General features: G+C 60.4%; 18 protein-coding genes. 4 read left to right on the top strand and 14 right to left on the bottom strand.

Annotated elements, in window-relative coordinates; genetic code table 11:
• The first annotated feature begins 188 nt into the window (after positions 1 to 188).
• The 4 genes from U5A82_RS16040 to U5A82_RS16025 all read left to right on the top strand — a co-directional run bounded on the left by U5A82_RS16040 (position 189) and on the right by U5A82_RS16025 (position 5,446).
• Positions 189 to 2,918, top strand: coding sequence for a TonB-dependent receptor (locus U5A82_RS16040; RefSeq protein WP_326291831.1), 2,730 nt, complete (start codon positions 189 to 191; stop codon positions 2,916 to 2,918).
• 129 nt (positions 2,919 to 3,047) lie between these two features.
• A complete protein-coding gene (locus U5A82_RS16035; RefSeq protein WP_326291830.1) occupies positions 3,048 to 3,434 on the top strand; it encodes a hypothetical protein in 387 nt (128 codons plus the stop codon).
• An 86-nt stretch (positions 3,435 to 3,520) separates the two neighbouring features.
• Positions 3,521 to 4,435 (top strand): dihydrodipicolinate synthase family protein, encoded by a 915-nt coding sequence (locus U5A82_RS16030; protein ID WP_326291829.1) that lies wholly within the window; start codon positions 3,521 to 3,523, stop codon positions 4,433 to 4,435.
• A 12-nt stretch (positions 4,436 to 4,447) separates the two neighbouring features.
• Entirely contained in the window at positions 4,448 to 5,446 is a 999-nt protein-coding gene (locus U5A82_RS16025) for a 4-hydroxyproline epimerase (protein ID WP_326291828.1), read from the top strand.
• Between the two features lie 295 nt (positions 5,447 to 5,741).
• Here the strand turns inward: U5A82_RS16025 and U5A82_RS16020 are convergent, their stop codons facing one another.
• The 14 genes from U5A82_RS16020 to U5A82_RS15955 all read right to left on the bottom strand — a co-directional run bounded on the left by U5A82_RS16020 (position 5,742) and on the right by U5A82_RS15955 (position 18,018).
• Positions 5,742 to 6,125: a tyrosine-type recombinase/integrase gene (locus U5A82_RS16020; protein WP_326291826.1), complete on the bottom strand. Its 384-nt coding sequence runs from the start codon at positions 6,123 to 6,125 to the stop codon at positions 5,742 to 5,744.
• 910 nt (positions 6,126 to 7,035) lie between these two features.
• A complete protein-coding gene (locus U5A82_RS16015) occupies positions 7,036 to 8,862 on the bottom strand; it encodes a putative bifunctional diguanylate cyclase/phosphodiesterase (RefSeq protein WP_326291825.1) in 1,827 nt (608 codons plus the stop codon).
• Positions 8,863 to 8,880: 18 nt separating this feature from the next.
• Complete coding sequence (locus U5A82_RS16010; protein WP_326291824.1) at positions 8,881 to 9,879, bottom strand: GlxA family transcriptional regulator; 999 nt, start codon at positions 9,877 to 9,879, stop codon at positions 8,881 to 8,883.
• 36 nt (positions 9,880 to 9,915) lie between these two features.
• Positions 9,916 to 10,476, bottom strand: a complete 561-nt coding sequence (locus tag U5A82_RS16005; RefSeq protein WP_326291823.1) for a DsbA family protein — start codon at positions 10,474 to 10,476, stop codon at positions 9,916 to 9,918.
• Complete coding sequence (locus U5A82_RS16000; protein WP_326291822.1) at positions 10,469 to 10,954, bottom strand: redoxin domain-containing protein; 486 nt, start codon at positions 10,952 to 10,954, stop codon at positions 10,469 to 10,471. Before U5A82_RS16000 ends, U5A82_RS16005 begins: the two co-directional genes overlap by 8 nt.
• A 56-nt stretch (positions 10,955 to 11,010) precedes the next feature.
• Positions 11,011 to 11,652 carry a YfdX family protein gene (locus U5A82_RS15995; RefSeq protein WP_326291821.1) on the bottom strand — a complete coding sequence of 214 codons (642 nt, stop codon included), beginning with the start codon at positions 11,650 to 11,652 and terminating at the stop codon, positions 11,011 to 11,013.
• A gap of 652 nt (positions 11,653 to 12,304) precedes the next feature.
• On the bottom strand, positions 12,305 to 13,060 hold the full coding sequence (locus U5A82_RS15990) for an alpha/beta hydrolase family protein (RefSeq protein ID WP_326291820.1): 756 nt from the start codon (positions 13,058 to 13,060) through the stop codon (positions 12,305 to 12,307).
• Positions 13,057 to 14,214 carry a DUF3182 family protein gene (locus U5A82_RS15985; protein WP_326291819.1) on the bottom strand — a complete coding sequence of 386 codons (1,158 nt, stop codon included), beginning with the start codon at positions 14,212 to 14,214 and terminating at the stop codon, positions 13,057 to 13,059. The genes U5A82_RS15990 and U5A82_RS15985 overlap by 4 nt, the downstream gene beginning before the upstream one ends.
• Before the next feature lie 190 nt (positions 14,215 to 14,404).
• Entirely contained in the window at positions 14,405 to 15,016 is a 612-nt protein-coding gene (locus tag U5A82_RS15980) for a UPF0149 family protein (protein WP_326291818.1), read from the bottom strand.
• Positions 15,013 to 16,521 carry an IS66 family transposase gene (gene tnpC, locus U5A82_RS15975; RefSeq protein WP_326291817.1) on the bottom strand — a complete coding sequence of 503 codons (1,509 nt, stop codon included), beginning with the start codon at positions 16,519 to 16,521 and terminating at the stop codon, positions 15,013 to 15,015. Before tnpC ends, U5A82_RS15980 begins: the two co-directional genes overlap by 4 nt.
• Before the next feature lie 92 nt (positions 16,522 to 16,613).
• A complete protein-coding gene (gene tnpB / locus U5A82_RS15970) occupies positions 16,614 to 16,967 on the bottom strand; it encodes an IS66 family insertion sequence element accessory protein TnpB (protein ID WP_150443153.1) in 354 nt (117 codons plus the stop codon).
• Positions 16,964 to 17,275 (bottom strand): transposase, encoded by a 312-nt coding sequence (locus U5A82_RS15965; protein WP_326292965.1) that lies wholly within the window; start codon positions 17,273 to 17,275, stop codon positions 16,964 to 16,966. Before U5A82_RS15965 ends, tnpB begins: the two co-directional genes overlap by 4 nt.
• Positions 17,272 to 17,676: a tyrosine-type recombinase/integrase gene (locus U5A82_RS15960; RefSeq protein WP_326291816.1), complete on the bottom strand. Its 405-nt coding sequence runs from the start codon at positions 17,674 to 17,676 to the stop codon at positions 17,272 to 17,274. Before U5A82_RS15960 ends, U5A82_RS15965 begins: the two co-directional genes overlap by 4 nt.
• Positions 17,677 to 17,772: 96 nt before the next feature.
• Positions 17,773 to 18,018 carry a hypothetical protein gene (locus U5A82_RS15955; RefSeq protein WP_326291815.1) on the bottom strand — a complete coding sequence of 82 codons (246 nt, stop codon included), beginning with the start codon at positions 18,016 to 18,018 and terminating at the stop codon, positions 17,773 to 17,775.
• Between the last annotated feature and the right edge of the window lie 12 nt (positions 18,019 to 18,030).

Raw genomic sequence — 18,030 nt, 5'->3', positions numbered from 1 at the left:
AGTTCCACAGGATGAAGGGGCGCGGGATATCCGTGTCCCTTTTCTTTTATTTCAATGACTTGATTGGCCTCATTGCCGCCATTGCAGCTTTGTTGCCGAAAAGTTGCAATGCGCTTGACTCCGACAAAATAATGTAGTTGGTATACGATATAAAGTCAGGCAATCCGCCGGGAAAAAGGGGAAAGTGGATGAAGTCGCGTACGGTTCTCAACATGTCGGCGGCCTTGTCCGCGCTGACTTTCGCGTCGCTTTCGGTCGCGGCCATGGCGCAGGACGCGCAGCAATCCCCGGACGAAGCGGCTGCCGCCAAATCGGACATCATCGTCACCGGCGTACGCGGCAGTGTCGCGGCCGCATCGACCAAAAAGAAGAATAGCAAACAGATCGTGGACTCGGTCGTGGCGGAAGATGCGGGTAAATTGCCGGACAATAACGTGCCCGAGGCACTGGCACGCGTCACCGGCGTGCAGATCGACCGCGCGCGTGGTCAGGGGCAGGAAGTAACGATCCGTGGTCTGTCCGGCGTGCAGACCACGGTCAACGGCAACAACACCAATCTGGGCGAGGAACGTTCGCTCAATCTGGCTGATATTCCTGCCGAACTGCTCAAATCCGTCGATGTCTACAAGACACGTTCGGCCGATCAGGTCGAAGGCAGCATCGCGGGCACGGTCAATGTCGAACTGCGTCGGCCGTTCGACCTGAAGAAAGGCTGGACCATCGCGGGCAGCGTTCGCGGTTCCTACGACGATATTTCCGAAAAGGTCAGCCCCTATGGCAGCTTGCTGGTCGCGAACCGTTTCGAAACCGGCATCGGCGAAATAGGCTTTCTGGTGAATGCGTCGCTGACCAAGACCAATTATCGCGAAAATTTTATCGATAGCGAATTGCCCTTCACCACGGCGGTCGGCAATGCCAACATCGTCATCCCCTATCGCGCGCAATATGGCATTGAACAGGGCAGCGTGAAGCGCCCGTCGATCAATGCGGTGTTGCAGTGGAAGGCCAGCGATAATCTCGATTTCGTGCTGGAAGGCGGCTATCTGGGATCGCGCGAGAAGCGCTCTGTCGAGCGCCTCTATGCACAGGATTTGCCCTTCGCGACCAACTACAGTGATGTCGTGCTGATGCCGGACGGCAAAACCGTAAAGTCTCTGACCATCACCAACCCCAACGGCATCCCGGCAGGCATCGATACCCAGTATAACAATATCCGTTCCAACCTCTATACCAGCAATCTGGAGGCGCATTGGCATAATGATCGCGCCCAGTTGAACGTCAGTGCGCAATATAACTGGTCGAACGAAGGCAATTATTTCGTCGAAACCATCTTGCGCCCGAACAACCTGAATTCCGCGACGGTCGATTTCGCATCGAACCTGTATAGCAAGGGCGTGCCATCGATCACGTTCAACGGCGTCGACCTCAACAATCTGTCGAGCTATGGCGTCGATCGTTTTCAGGACAACCAGGGCGGATCGAAGAACAAGGAATTTGCCGCCCAGGCCGATCTGACGCTGAAGCTGAGCGAAGAGTCTTTCCTGCGCAGCCTGCAAGTCGGTGGCCGGTATAACCAGCGCAAGACCAGCCGCTATTATGGCTATCGTGACGGTTTCCCGCGCCTGAATGGCGCGCGGGCGCCGCTTAGCCTGTTTCCCGGTTTTGGTGACGCTTCGCTGATCGGCCCCGACATTGGCGGCTCCACCATGCAATGGTATCGTATTCCCGGCGCGACGCTGCTGGCGAATATCGACGACATTCGCGGCTTCATCCAGCAGTATGACCCCGGCAACGCTACGACCTTTTCCACTGTCTATCCGAACAGCGATCGCGGCCAGACCTTCAGTTCCAACGAAAAGAATTTCGCCGCTTATGCCCAGCTCAACTGGGCCTTCAAGCTGGGGAACATCCCGGTCGATGGTGTGGCCGGTGTGCGCTACACCAATACCTGGGGCAACTCGGTCAGTTTCAATTACCGTCCGGGCGACGTGACAAACGATTTCCAGGACATCGTCCAGGAGTCGCCGGGCAGGGGCAATTATTATGATGTGCTGCCCAGCGCGACGGCGATCATCCACTTCACGCCAAAGATGCAATTGCGGCTGGCCTATAGCACCAATGTCCAGCGCCCCAGCTTCTTCGAGTCACGGCCCTTCTACTTTGCCGAGACGCGCGCCACTCCGCCGATCATCTTTGCCGGCAACCCTGATCTGAAAGCGCAGCGCGACCAGGCATTCGACATCAGCGCCGAATATTATTTCGGGCGTGGCGGGCAGATTTCGATCGCTGGCTATCACAAGAAAACAACTGGCTCGCTCTTCGCCAGCCGGGAGCCAGCGACTGCCGCCCAACTGGCGCTTTATGGCGTCACCAATGCGTCATCCGGTTTTATCGAACAGTTGCGCAATGTGGGCGACGGCACCTTCACCGGGATCGAAGGCACATTCCAGACCTTCTTCGACTTCCTGCCGGGCGCATTGCGCAATTTCGGCGTGAAGGTGAATGGATCGCACATATTCAAGGCGCGCGTTGAATATGATGATCAGGAGGATTTCCCCGGCGAGTTCGATTCACTGAACACGTCGAAATGGACCGCCAACATGGAGCTGTTCTACGACACGCCCAAGTTCAGCGCCCGTGTCGCCTATAATTACCGTTCCTCCTATCGCCTGAACGTGTGGCTCGATCCTAACAGCGGCCTTGACCATGATGCGACCTATTCGCCCTACAACGCCGCGACGGAACGGCTGGATGCGGCCGTCAACTTTACCCCGGTCAAGTTCATGACTCTGTCGCTGGAGGCGACCAACCTGCTGGGCAGCGACGTGTTCCGCTATCATGGCAACCAGAATCTGCTGCCGTTGGGTGTCCGCACGCTGGCGCGGACGGCGCAGGCCAGCATCCGCTTCCGCTTCTGACCAATGCGGAACCAGATGACGCAATGAACAAAGAGGCCGCGGCACAGGATGCCGCGGCCTCTTTTCTTGGCACATGAAAGAGGCTGTGGTGTCTATCAGTGCGGCTACTCCAGGCAAGGGAGAGAAAAGATGATGGTTCGATCGGCGATGATTGCCGTCATGTTTACGATGGCGGCGGCGGCGCCTGTTCAGGCCAAGCCGACGGAAAAGCATTGCGTCCTGCAAAGCCGGGTTGCAGCGCCAGTGGTGCGCGAGGACGGCCGGCTCTATTTCCGGGGGCAGCCCGATCGCCGCCAATCCTATATCGCTATATTCAAGGGCGGTCATTGTCCCGGCCTCAATGCCTTCGCCACCGCGATCGTGGAAACGACCGGTGCAGGCTATTGCGAGGGGGACAAGGTGCGGGCGATGGCCACGCCGAGCCAGATACCCGGTCCACATTGCGTGATCGACCATCTCCGGCCCTTCGGCGGCGACGTCGATGATCCGATCCCGGATGATGCGCAGCATAAATGATTGCCGCAGTGCAAAAAGTCCGTTGCACGGGCTAACGTAATATCGTATACGATATTTATACCAGCAAAAAGGCAGGAAGAACGAATATGGCAATTGGTTGGAAAGGCGTGTTTCCGGCGGTCACCACGCAACTGCGTGAAGATCTGTCGATCGACCTCGCCGACACGCAGCGCGTGGTCGACGATCTGGTCAAGGACGGCGTCACCGGCGTGATTGCGCTGGGTACGGTGGGCGAAAACAACTCGCTGGACTATGACGAGAAGGTCAGCGTTCTTTCCGCGATCGTCGAAGTCGTAGACGGCCGCGTGCCGGTTATCACCGGCGTGTCGGAATATGATACGCGCCGCGCCGTCCGCTACGCGCAGGCCGCCGAAAAGGCCGGCGCCGATGGCCTGATGCTGCTGCCGCCGATGGTCTATGTTCCCAAGGCGCATGAACTGGTTGCCCATTTCAAGGGCGTCGCCGATCAGACTGGCCTGCCGATCATGCTCTATAACAACCCGCCGGCCTATCGCACCGTGATCGACCTTGAAGTGTTGACGGCGCTGGTCGATGTGAAGAATATCGTCGCGGTCAAGGAATTGGCGCCCGATACCCGCCGCTTCACCGATTTCCGCAATGCTTTCGGCGATCGCTACACGCTGTTCGCCGGTCTGGACGACGTCGCGCTGGAGGGCCTGTATCTGGGCGCGCAGGGCTGGGTGTCAGGCCTGACCAACGCCTTCCCCAAGGAATCGGTGGAACTGGTCCGCGCCTTCGAACGGGGCGATCATGCCAAGGCGATGGAAATTTATCGCTGGTTCATGCCGCTGCTGCACCTGGATGCCGAACATGACCTGGTCCAGTCGATCAAGCTGGCCGAAGAAGTGATGGGTCGGGGTTCCGAGCGCGTGCTGCCGCCGCGCTATGTGTTGCAGGGCGAACGCCGCGCCGAAGTGATCGCGATGGTCGAAAAGGCCGCCGCGACCCGTCCGGACCTGTCGGTCGCCGCTGCGGCCTGATAGGAAGCGGGGATGCGTCACACTTTCTTCTGCATCGACGGCCACACGGCCGGAAACCCCGTCCGCCTCGTCGCGGGCGGGGCGCCGCTGCTGCGGGGCGCATCCATGTCGGAACGGCGGCAGGATTTCCTGAACCGATTCGACTGGATCCGCACCGGTTTGTGTTTCGAGCCGCGCGGCCATGATATGATGTCGGGCGGCTTCCTCTATCCGCCGACCCTGGCTGATGCCGACATCGGTATCCTCTTCATCGAAACCAGCGGTTGCCTGCCCATGTGTGGCCATGGGACCATCGGCATCATCACCTTCGGCCTGGAACATGGGCTGATCCAGCCGACCACGCCGGGCAGGCTGAAGGTCGAAGTGCCCGCTGGCGTGATCGACATCGCCTATGAGACGGAGGGGCAGAAGGTGACGGCGGTGCGCATCACTAACGTCCCCGCCTATGTCGCGGCGAGGGGGATCGAAGTCCATGTGGACGGCATCGGCCCACTGAGCGTCGACGTCGCCTATGGCGGTAACTATTATGCGATCATCGAACCGCAGGGTGCTTATACCGGCCTGGACGATATGGGTGCGGCGCGCCTCATCGATCTGAGCGATCATATCCGTGCGGCCATCCGCGAGAAATATGAGCCGGTCCATCCGCTCGACCCCACCATTCGTGGGGTCAGTCATATATTATGGGCCGACAAGCCGCGCGGGGACGGCGCGGATGGTCGCAACGCCGTCTTCTACGGCGACAAGGCGATCGATCGCAGCCCCTGCGGTACCGGCACGTCGGCGCGGCTGGCGCATCTGGCGGCATCAGGACGGTTGCGCGTTGGCGATCGGTTCATCCATGAAAGCTATATCGGCAGCCGCTTCATCGGTCGGATCGAGCAGGCGGTGCAACTGGGTGGCGAGGCGGCGATCATTCCCTCGATCGAGGGATCTGCCATCGCCACCGGATTCAATACGATCTGGATTGATAAGGCGGACTCATTCTGGTCGGGCTTTCAGGTCAAATGATCGTGAAAACCTGTCCGCCTTGTAGCTAATCTCGTCAATCCTGCTCAGCAGTGGCGCTGCGTCGTTGATGCGCGAAGATAGCCGACACCCGCAAAAACCTTGGACCTTGCACCAACCTCTTATGATGCTGACTGTTGAAGGCGGACGCGCCTGCAGCGCGCAGGCCGCAGCCCATCGTCGTGTTGCCGGTGTTGAATGGGGGTAGGATAGAAAACAAGATCCGCCTTTATCTGGTCGATCGCATCTTCGATGTCGCTGAACTTCGTCTCGGCAAAGCACCAGCAGATTTTCTGCATCAGCCAATGGCGGAAGGCCAACCCAAGCGCAGGGGATCATGACCGTCAAGGCGGCGCCATACCGCCACCATCTGTGCCAGTGCGCGCTCGATGGCGTCCGGATTCCATTTGCCGGATTCGTTCGACAGCGATGATGCGGACGTGCGGAAGCCGTGGGTCGTCATTTGCACTTTGGAATAGCCCATGCGCCGCAATGCCGCGGCGATGGTGTTTTCGCTGATCGGCCTTGCTCGGGTGCGGATCGAAGGGACCGCATAGCGTCCGGAGCCGGATAAAAATCGCATGGCTTGCAGTATCGCGAGAGCCTGCCGAGGCAGAGGCACCGAATGAGGCTGGCGCATTTTCATCTTTGTTACCGGGATCGTCCAGTCAGCTTTGTCCACTGACAATCAGAGAATGCCCATAAACAACCGGAGTCAGGATTTTTTCAACTGTCGGCAGACGTCGCCAGACAGGATTTTGGAGCCGAGCCGGAATCCAATCCACAATAACTCTGTCTTAATTTTCAAACATGTAATGAAAATGAAATGAGCGATAAGGCCCCCAGAAAGGCCCCAGTTCGTTCTTGCTGGAATCGGGAATCTCATTGGTTTCCCAATTACTTATATCACAAGGGCAGGGACAAAGAAACGGACCATGAATGTAGCTGGGTAGACGGATCAAACAGGGCAGCTGCCATGTATCGATGGCGGGCTTGCTCACCGGCTGACGATCCCACTCTGTCTTTTCGTCGGTTTTACTAATGGCCGATAAACGAACGTCGCTTTGGAGCGGGGTCGGCGGATAGCTGCCGTTCTCGTTGCTTCGCTTCCGGTAGCAGTCGACCAACCCAGGTCGTTCCTGTCGCACGGGCGAGCGGCGGCATTTCCTAATACCAGCCGTTCACCGCCTTACAGCGATGATCCCGCACCGAATACGTCACGTCGCCTATGCACGCCAGTTGCCGTCATTCCTGAGACGCTGCTACGGCACGGAAGACCCTCATGGACTAACGTCAATCAGCGCCACACGCTCATCATCGCGGCAGATTCCTAACATTCATCTGCCTGACCGACGGTGTGCGCGCGCTCATAGGCGGTGAGAACGGACTCGCGATACAACCGACGGTCGATCGCCCCGGTTCGGCGCGGCTTCACGAGCTGCCAAAACGTCCACTGCGCACGATTCCAAATGCTATGCAGCGTTCAGCTTCGGTGTTGCTGCAACGCATATCACGCTGTCAATCCACCTCTCTTCTCTCGCACGTGGCCGCCGCTATCGATCAAAAGGCTATGCTAATCCCATTCCGGCCGATCAGAGTACGTCGCCGTCCAGCATCGTCAGCAGCCGTCGAGCATCCCATGGTTCGCGCAGCAACAGACCATGATCGAGCAGCCTGCGAAATTGCGTATCTTCGAGCGGTGCGGCGAATAGATAGCCCTGACCGACCGAGCAGCCCAATGCCCGCATGATCGCGCGTTCCGCTTCTGTTTCGATTCCTTCGGCCACGACACGAATATCGAGCGCGGCACCCAGCTTGACGACGCTTTCCACGATCACGCGCTTGGTGACGCTATGGGTCACGTCGTGCACGAAGCTGCGATCGACCTTGATCTCGCTGAGCGGAAAGCGCTCCAGATACCGGAGGTTGGAATATCCGGTGCCGAAATCGTCGATCGATATGCCGACTCCCAAGTGCCGAAGATCTTCGAAGGCACGCCGGATGGTATCTGGCTCCGGAATCATCAGATCTTCGGTAAGCTCCAGCATTAGCCACTCCGGACGACAGCTGGCCTCGTCGAGCGCGCGACGAACGAAGCCGACCATGTCGTGCCGCATGAATTCCTGTGCCGAAACATTGAGCGAGAAGCGGAGTGGCGTGCGGCGGTCGCGGTTGATTTCGGCGGCGTATGCGGTGATCGTTTTCAGCCCCCACGCGCCGATCTTCAGCAGTGCGCCGGTTTCCTCCGCGACGCGGAGGAAACGCTGGGGCGGCTGCAGGCCGAACGCACCGTGGTTCCACCGCACCAGGGCTTCGGCACCGACCAGATCGCCGGTCTCGAGATCGACTTGCGGCTGGTAATGAAACACCATCTCGTCGTTTGCGAGCGCGGTCTGCAATTCAGTGGCGAGACGGATGCGATTGCGGGCGTCGCGCTCGTCCGAGGCAGCATAGGCGTGCGGCGCATGTGCGGGCTTTGCTTTCGATTGCTGCAGCGCCGCGCCCGCCTGTCGTACGAGGTGGAGCGCGGCGCCGTTGGGTAGCCCCAGCGCAAAACCCGCCGCTAACTGAACCGACAGGTCAGCGCCGGGCAGCACGAAACGCGGCCTGAGCAGCGCGAGGATATCATCGACCATATCGGCTGCGCGGTCGGCATCGTCGATCTCGAACGCCAGCGCGAAGCTGTTCGTGCCGACGCGCGCGACGGCGATCGAGGGCGTCGTCGCCAGCCGCGAAGCCGCCGCCCTTAGCAACGCGTCGCCCACCTCATAGCCGAAGCCGTTGTTGACATCGTGAAAGCGCACAATGTCGAGCTTGACCATCAGCAGCAGTGCGTCAGGGGACACGCCAGCCACGTCCAACCGGTCGAGCAGGCCGTAGCGATCGAGCAGCCCGGTCAGGCGATCGACACCCGCCGCCTCGGTCACGTCGCGGATCAGGCCGACGAAATGCGTGACCTCTCCACTTTCATCACGGAGCGGCAGCAGGCGTAGCGCGTTGCGGAACATCGTGCCGTCGCGCCGATAGTTGCGCAGCGTCACGGAGCAGGTGCGGCGCTCCGCCAGCGCGGCGCGGATTTCGTCGATCTCGGGCTGGAGCCGATCGCTGCCTTGCAGATATCGGCAATTCTTACCCAGCGCTTCGGCGGCCGAATAGCCCGTTATCGCCTCGAACGCTGGATTGACGCTGACGATCGGATGACCGCGGGCCCGCAGATCGCCGATGATGACGCCTTCGTTGCTCTCGGCCAGCACCAGTTCCGCAACGGTGAGCGGCGGTGGCGCGATTTCGTCCGGCAGCACCCTTGATGGCGCCGCGCGCCTGACATCCCAGAACTTCATGATCGCCCTCGCGCACCGCGGTGTTGTGTGGTCGCGTGCTCTGTCCGCGACGATGGGCCGGCGGCTATGGTGCTGCAACGGGAGAGGGGCGGCGTTTCAGGACATAATGGAGGCGTTTCCGGCGTCTGCCGTCGTGCTCGATCCCGTCGTCTGAAAGCGAAGCCGATATTCAAGCGGTGTGACATGGATTCGACGCAGGAAGGCGCGCCGCATTGTCGTGATCGAACCAAAGCCTGCGGCGTGCGCGACCGCCTTGATCGGGGCACTGCTGTCTTCCAGCAGACGGCGCGCGATATCGATCCGGACCAGTTCGACATAGGTAGCGGGGGTCATGCCAAGTTCGGTGCGGAATAGTCGCCCGAGATGGCGCGGACTCAGCCTAGCGACGTCGGCCAGCGCGTCGATACCGAGCTGATTCTGCGGATGCTCGAGGATGTAAAGTCGCAGCCGATCGATCGGCCCGGTCGCGGCGGTTTGCGCCGTCAATGCCGCGCTGAATTGGGACTGGCCGCCCGGCCGCTTCAGGAAGACGACAAGCCGTCGCGCAACCGATAGGGCGAGTGCGCGCCCGTGGTCCTCCTCGATCAGGGAAAAGGCGAGGTCGATCGCCGCGGCCACGCCGGCGGAGCTGAACACAGGACCGTCGCGCACGAAGACGCGGTCCGGTTCAACCATAACGTCTGGATAGGCGGCGGCGAGGTGCCCGGCATATTGCCAGTGGGTAGTGACGGTGCGACCCGCCAGCAATCCGGCATGCGCCAGCATGAAGGCGCCGGTACAGGTCGAGCCGTAGCGTTGCGCCTGCGCCGACTGATCGCGCAGCCAGTGCACGACCCGATCACTGGGCGGCTCTGGTTCGCCATAGGGGCCGACCACGATCAACGTGTGGGAGGGATCCGTCGCCTGCTCGATGCCGGCATCGGGAACGAACGTGACGCCGGACGCGCTGGTCATCGGCACACCCTGTTCGGTGACTAGCCTGGTCCGATAGAGCGGGCCCGTGCGCGCCTTGCAGTTCGCCTCGAACAGCGCGTCTTTGATGCCCGCCACTTCGAGCAGATGGACATTGCCCGGCACGAAAATGGTGATCAGCATGCCGGTCCGTCCCGTTGACAAAGGGATGGCTGGCCATCACGCGACCGGCATCCTGATGAGATGGGCCGCTTTACCACTTCCCGCCCGCTCGATCGCGATCGAAAGCGACGTTGCATCGTAGGTCCCGTTGTGCCGCACGCCGTTGATAAAGAAGCAGGGCGTGCCGTTCACGCCGCTGTGAACCCCGCTCTGAAAATCAGCGTCCACCTTTGCCGCGTAATCATGCAGATCCAGCGCCGCCGCTAGTTCGTTCGGATCCAATCCTTCCCGTGCGGCCAAGGTAAGGAGCACGGCGCGAGAGAGCCGATGCGCGTTGGCGAAGAGTGCGGAATGCATCTCCCAGAACAGCTGGCGGGCACCGGCGAACTCTGCGGCTTCCGCAGCGGGTTTGGCCAGCGGGTGCGCCGTCCAGATCGGGAAATGCCGATACGCATAGCGCAGATTGCGCCCGAAATGTCGCAGCACCTGCTCGACCTGCGGCCAAGCGGCCTGGCAATGCGGGCATTGGTAGTCGCCATATTCGACGAGCGTTACCGGCGCATTCGATGGCCCGATGGAATGATCCTGGTCGCTGACCGGGAACCGCAGTTCAGACATTGGTCGTCTCCTTCTTTGGCATCCGTTCCAGTGCGTCGAGGATCCCGTCGGCCCCGGGGTTGACCGCGATCGGCGAGCGATAGCTCCAGACGATGCGACCGGCCTCGTCGATCACGAACAGCGCTCGTTCCGCTACGCCGTCGCTGTCCCGATAGGCGCCGAACGCGCTGGCGATCGCGCCCTTGGGGTGGAAATCGGCGATTAGCGGAAAGTGCAGCTGGTTCGCCTTGGCATAGGCTTGGTGACACCACACACCATCGACCGAAATACCGAGCAGCTCCGCACCGTGTTTACGGAACTCCGGTAGCACCACATTATATAAGCTCATCTGATCGCCGCACACCGGGCTCCAGTCGGCGGGATAGAAGGCGAGGATGACGCGCCGGCCAACGAAGTCGCTGAGCGAAAGCTTTTGGTCCGGTGTGACGAAGCCACTGAAGTCGGGGGCCGATGCGCCGGGCTGCAGAATGTCACCCATGCCGCACCGCGCGCGAAAAAGACGCCGAACTGGGCGTGACGTATATCGCGTTCAATTCACAGCCGTCTGTATCGAACATGCTCGTCATGTCGTGTCAGCGCGGCGGCCTGCTTGATTGCGGCCGGATAGCTTGCGAGCGGGATGTTGACGGTGCTGATCACATGCTCGCTCGCCATACCGGCGATCAGATGCCGCGCATCCTGGAGCCGCCGGTCGTCCAGTGCCGTCTCGGCAAGGTCGCGCAATTTCTTCACGTCGGCCGGCGTAGCGATGACGTCATGCGTCGTGACGCGGACATCGACCGGCGCGAGCGTAAGTCCGGGATCTGCAGCGAGCACGATATCGAGCTTTCCGGTCGCGCGCGCGAGGGCCGCGAGGGCCGCGCGGGTGTCGCCGGCCGTCAGCAGATCAAGAGCGGTATAGCTTTCCTGGAGCGCGGACACGGCTTCGGCGATCAGCCTGCGCCGCTTGTCGGCGATCTGGCCGCTGACATGATTGTCGAGCGTCGTCACGCCAAGCGTCGCGTCGGCACTATTGGCGGCGGGCGCCGCGCCGTTCTGCGCGTTATCGACCGGGTCACCCTGTGGTGAGCAGCCCGGCGCTGTCAGGCTCAGGCCCATCAGCGCGATGCCGATATTGAGGCGGAGTGATCGAGGCTGAACGAAGCGCGGCGCGGCGGGCTGTTGAATGGCTGGCATGTGACAATCTCCTTGAGCCGTGAGGCGGCGCGGGACGTGCAAAACCCTAGGAGGATGCTCGCGCGTCGGCGTTGACAGCCGTCAATGCGCCGCGAGCCACTTTGCCCGAACTTGCTTCCCGGACTTCGAACAACACGAGGAGGCGAACATGGCAGCTATAGGACCGGCAGCCGTTTTACATGCGCAGGACCGGTTCCGGCTTGAGCCGACATCCCAGCGCCCGCACCGGAATGGCTTGAGTTGGTCGGCAGCCGACGCCGTGTGAGCGTCAGCTATCCTCACAACCCGGCTCCGAACCGGACATTCGCCTATCGGCCAGACTTGGGCATCCAGAACGGGAAAGCGGACGGGCCGCACCTAGGGATCGAAAAATCGAGGCTGAAGGTCTGATTTGGATCGACAGCGGAGATGGCAACTGCGCTCCAGTCCAAGCCGTTCGACGGCGATTTTGCTGCGTCCGAAAGCATAAAACATTTAGATCAGCGATAAACGCGGACGATCAGCTGGTGGCCGCCCGAACACTACAGCTACATGGCAACAATGGGTCGACATTTCTAAGGTAGCGGATGGGAGGTGCGCTCTAAAACGATGACTTGGCCACTTTCTGGCTTGCTTTTCTGACACAGAAGGAAGCAAAGATGGTCGACTATCATTAGATCGTCAGTCGAACAGCCCGAACCATTTCCTCAATCCAGCCGGTCAAAAGGGTCGCGTAGGCCCGCTGATGGTTCGCATCGCGCATGGCGTGGGTAGCGCCGTGGATGATGCGATGGCTAAGTGAGTTTGCCTGGCGGAAAGCCCCCTGCATCGAGATGATAGCCTCACGTGGAATTCGCTCGTCTTTCTCGGACTCAACGATCAGCACGTCACCGAAGAAATTAGCGCAGGCCGACAGGGCGCGGTCCGCACCAGCCTCGTGTGGCTGTTCACGATAGGCTCGCACGACGTCCTTATTAAGCTTTGACTTGGGGGTGTCCCAATCAGCGTCCGGATAAAGCGCAGGCACCCTCATGGCCAGCCATCGCACCGGGCGATGTGCAGTAAGCAACATAGCCAAATAGGCGCCGTAACTTGTCCCTATGACGCCGATAGCGTTCGTATCGACAAGTGGGTTTGCTGTGAGGTAGTCATAGGCGGCGAGCACATCATCAAGTCCGTCCTGTCGTGTCACCCATTCTTTATCTGCGTCGCTATCGGCATGTCCGCGAAGATCGAAAGTGAAACATACGCATCCGAGCCGTGCAAGCGCCTCGGCATGTCCCAGATCCTCGGCCTGGTCGCCACCCCAGCCATGAATGAATAGAAAGCCGGGGACAGGCACTTCAGGTTGCAGCAGAGTGCCGACGACCTTCTGTTCGTCAACCCTGAGGGCTACCCCATCTTCGTCAATCTTGCTTGGGTCGCTCATGCGTACCGCAGTGCGTATTTGGTCATTGCACCGACCACCGGGTCGACGCCCTGAAAGTAGAGCGTCGCACCAGCAGGCAGCGTTACGATATCATAGACCTCAACCGTAGAGCACCGGACATGCGTCGTATCAGGTTCTGCGCGGAAGGCTTCGAACGCCGCAATCTCAGCACCGCTCGCGCCACCCACCCGCCAGGATTGCTCAAGCACGCCGATGCGCCGATGACCGTGTATATCAGTGCCTTCAATTACATCGTAATTCCGCCGGGTCAGGATGATATCGGGATAGGCGGCATGCGCGGCCTTATCGAATATGGCTGCGCAGCGCACAGCTTGGGTAATGTGCTCAGGCAGGTCTAACTTCCCCAAAGCGGCAAGGCCTCCTCGCACGACGAACAGATCGGAACCGCCATATACCTCACGACCCTGATGATCGGTGGTCAGGTTCTGACTTCCCCAGTAGCTGATGGTTTCACCACCAAGTTCGACCACACCGACGCTGTAGGTCATCACGTCGGCAAGGTTTTCCTCTAGCACAATGCCGTAGCAGGCGAGATCCTCGGCATCTTCAAGGGCAAGGGCTGCATCGAGCTCAGCCTCGTTGTGTATCACGGCTTGGCCGAGGCCAGCTTTACCGCATACGTCTTTGATCCGCACAGGCCCCTTGGCAAGAAGGAGGCGGCCGGCTTTGGCCGCATCTGCATGGCTAAAAGCAGTATAGCCTGGCAGCGCCGCATCGCCCAGGAGCCTGGCCATTTCAAATGACCACTCTTGGGGGCGCTGAGCATTGTCATCGACAAGACCATGCGCAATGCCCTTCGTGCCGATAAAGAATGCCGGCACGACCCCTCCTAGAATGTCACTACGGTCGAAGATGCCAGCCTCGGTAGCCGCATCTTCCTCGAGCGCGTCGCCGGGCACTAGCAAAGCATTCGTCTTTGCCGCCTCATCAGCGCCCATGGCAGCGAGCAAGGGTAGCTCCAGCAACGACGCGATGCGGTCAAGCAGCACCGCGCGAGATGCCTGGTCATGAACATTTCCTTCTAACGCGGTGTGGTTGACCAGCGCGGCAACCCCGCTTGGTTGCCATGGGAGGATGCGGGTCGCGAAGGAAGCAGATGTTGCCAGCGGGCGAGCATTGAAAGCATTCAGCATGCCGTTCATCCTGATAAGAGGAGCTACGACAACGAACCGTCGCGACGCCGGTTCAAAATATGTTTTTATCCCTGTATGACCGCCACCGGATCAGAGAGCCATCCAGAATGGACCATCCTGTCACCATCGAAATATCGCTATCAGGCACAGGAGCGTTAGCGGTGCGAGAGCCCCACGTTGACGCTGCTGATTATCGGATTTCGACGTTTCGAGCGCCGCCGATGCTGACGTGAAGCATCTCGACCAGCTCTGGAACGACCTTCCAGGACTGAGCCAAGATTTCGCCGGCCTGGCCGCGTAGTGCGTTCTGGCGTTGATCCTCAGGCATCATGGTCGTGCAATGGCCGAGGATGGCGGTCAGTGGGTGGCCGATTTCCGGATTGGATATGTGCGGCTTCCAGTCGTCAATGCTAAGCCGCATGCCAAGGTAGAAGCCGTTGGCGAAGTCCTCCAGGAGAACTTCGCCGTCGTCCGTGCGCATGTAGATGGGAGCATAGCGCTTCGGGCCACCGGACAGGGTCGCGCTAATCTGGCTATACCGCTGGAAGATCGTGTTGCGGACAGCCTCCTCGATACTCCCATCCGGCGCCCAGGCGATGCCGTCTCCGACGATGGGGCGCAGCCAGTCTTCGGGAGGAATGAACTGGGGCGATACGACGAGTGCGGCGAGGTAGCCGTCGATCATCGATACCCCCGGCATCGAATGTTCGCGAGTAGCCAGCCATTCCTCAAGCTTTTCATGCGTGAGGATGCGCGCTCTTCTGGGCTTCTTTGGGCGCTTGAAGCGACTGGTGCTGCTCATGCGGCCAGTCGCATAGCGGTCGGTTCAGCGGCGCGCCAGTTCCATGCCAGGAGCTGGTCGAGATCGTTGTTGAGCACTTCGCCCGAGACCATCCGGGCCAGCACATCATTCAGCCAGGTGAAGGGATCGAGCCCGTTCAGTTTTGCTGTCTGGAGCAGGGAAGCGAGCACCGCCCACGTATCGGCCCCACCTTCATTGCCGGCGAACAGACTATTGCGGCGTCCGATTCCAATCGGGCGCATTTGCCTCTCGATCATGTTGTTATCGACCTCGACGCGGCCGTCATCGAGGAACAGGTTGAGGCCGCGCCAGTGGCCCTGAGCATACCGGATATGTCCCGCCAGCTCTGAAGTCCTTGAGACCCGCAGCAAGGTATCGTCGAGCAGCGCCTTGAGCTCTTCCATGACGGGCTTGGATCTCTCCTGACGCGTGAGCAGTCGGTGCTCGGCACTGGTGCCACGGATTTCCGCCTCGATCCGATAGATGCGGCCCAGTAGGGCTATGATCTGGGCGGTAATCGGCGACCGGGTGCTTTTATGCAGGTCCACGAAGCGCCGACGCAAGTGAGCAAGACAGAACGCGAGCCGGATCGCTCCGGACGACCGGTTCGGTTCTTCAAAACCCTTGTAAGCTGTATAGCCATCGACCTGGAGCACGCCCTGATAGCGACCAAGCTGCTCGGATATCGTGCGATGGCTTCGGGACCGGGCATGGACGTAGCACACCGCCGGCGGTGCCGGGCCATTCCAGGGGCGATCATCGGTTCCATGAGCCCAGAACTGGTCGATGCGGACTTTGCCGTTGCCACCTCCAATCACGGGCATCCGGGTTTCGTCCACATGGATGCGCGGGTGACTATGGATTGCCCGCAATTGCAGGTCATAGAGCCCTTCGAGCCACCAGGCCGCGCACTTCAACCACCGCGTCAGCGTCGATCGGTCAATCTGGAGGCCATGCCCTGCCAGCATCTGGGCCTGACGATAAACCGGAAGGTACCAGGCGAAGCGCTGTGTCACGATCCAGGCGATCAGCGAGGTTGTCGCCATTCCGCCTTCGATCATCCTGCGCGGCGCAGGCGCCTGGACGATGCCGCCTTCGCAGGCCCGGCAGGCATACTTGGGACGGACGGTCGCAATCACACGCAGGATGGCCGGCACGATGTCGAGCGCCTCGCTCACGTCCTCGCCGATCTTGTGCATGCCGCCCTGGCAGCAGGCACATTGCGTGCTGTCAGGTTCGATGACGTGAACGAGGCGAGGCAGATGTTTGGGCAGAGCACCGATGTTGCGTCTGGCACGAGGCTTTGCCGCCCTGGGCATCGGATCGTCGTTGCCCGGCGGCGCCGCACGAACGGCGCTCAGGTCACCCAGGTCGAGGCTGCCTTGCCCGTCCAGAACGATGCGCGCTTTTTCGCAAGCCGAGCCGAACAACATGGCCTTGTAGGTCTTCAACAGCCTGGAGGCCGCCTCGAGTTCGGCCTCTAGTTCTGCCACCCGGCGGGTCATCGCATCCAGTGCGTCAGCCTGATCTTCCGGGGGTCGGGTCACCCGATTTTGTTAGCACACAATCGCGCTAAAACCGAGCAAAACCGGCGCTTTTACCCCGCCATCTCGGGCTTTTTTATAGGGTTTTGCTCGAGCCGGCGCCAGTCCATTCCCCCCAGCAGCAGCGTCATCTGCGCTGAGGTCAGCTTGATCACTCCGCCTGTCACGGGCGGCCAGAAGAACTTTCCAGCCTCAAGCCACTTCGTCACCATGACGGTCCCGGAGCCGTCAAAATGCAGGAGCTTCAAACGGTCCATCCGCTTCGACCGGAACACGAAGACATCATGGGAATAGGGATCGCGGCCCAACTCGTTGGCCACCAGCGAGGCGAGTTTGTTGATACCTGCCCTAAAGTCGATCGGTCCCGCCACCAGCACGACCTTCAGATCGCTGTGCCCGCCGATCATCGCTGACGCAGCGCCTCGCATACAACCCTCAGGACGCCCGCGTCGACCGCGCCGCGCACCACGACATGGGCGCATTCGAACTTAATCTCGAGGCTTCCTTCTGGAGCCTGCCCGCCGTCATCGACTTCCAGCGGCACAAAAGAGATCGGCTCCATCGCTGCCCGGTCGCGCACCGTTCGCCGCCAATAATGGAGCAGTCCAGGGCTCACACCATGGTGCCGCGCCACCGCGCTGATGTTGGCGCCCGGCTCAAAGCTCTCTGCCGTGATCCGCGCCTTGACCTGTCTAAGGAGTCGTCGTGGCGTCAGTGAAGGTGGCTGACGACCTCCGAGACGCGCAGGCCCGCGCCATAGGCAACGCTGAGGGCTGCTTTGTATTTGATGCCTGGCGCAGGTTCGAGCAGCCGCGCTGTCTCCTCGACGCTCAAAAATACCCGCAACTTGGGCGCGTAATGCATGACGACAAGCCCCAGCGCCATCTCCGGTCGCTTGAGAGTTATACTGAAGAGGAAACGCAGTGCAGACACGGCCCCATTGATGGTTGCAGGACCAACAGCGCGCTCATGCTGATCGATCTGAAAACGCCGGAGGTCTTCGATCGTGGCCGTATCGGGAGGCCGGCGGAGAAATGCGGCAAATGATCGGACGTGCCGGATATAGTCCTTCTGCGTGCGCTCTCCAAAGCCACGCATAGTCATATCCTGCAACATCTGCTCGCGCAGAGAATTGCTCGGGGTCGGGGACGTGATAGGTACGCATCCGGTGAGGACCGCGGCTACTGACGGTTTGCTGGGGGTTTTGGCATCTTACTTGCCGAGGAAGGCCTCGACGCCTTCTTGAGCGAGCACATCGCGGAATACAGCATCGGCATCGCGGTCGGTGGGGAATAGATTGTCCCAGACGGTCGAGGTGCCGTGCTCGTTGACGACCTCGAGGGACCAACCACGTTCGGTGGCGAGCCGCACGATGTTGGTGGTCAGCCGTACGCCCGCCTGTTCGATGGACCGGCAGAGAGAGGATTTAATCAGTTCGGGTTGCGGGTCAAATTCCATGCCGTGATGCTA

Origin of the sequence: Sphingobium sp. CR2-8, from assembly GCF_035818615.1 — a bacterium.
Taxonomy (GTDB): Bacteria; Pseudomonadota; Alphaproteobacteria; order Sphingomonadales; family Sphingomonadaceae; genus Sphingobium.
The sequence above is the reverse complement of the archived record's forward strand: the minus strand, read 5'-3'. Positions and strand labels throughout refer to the sequence as shown.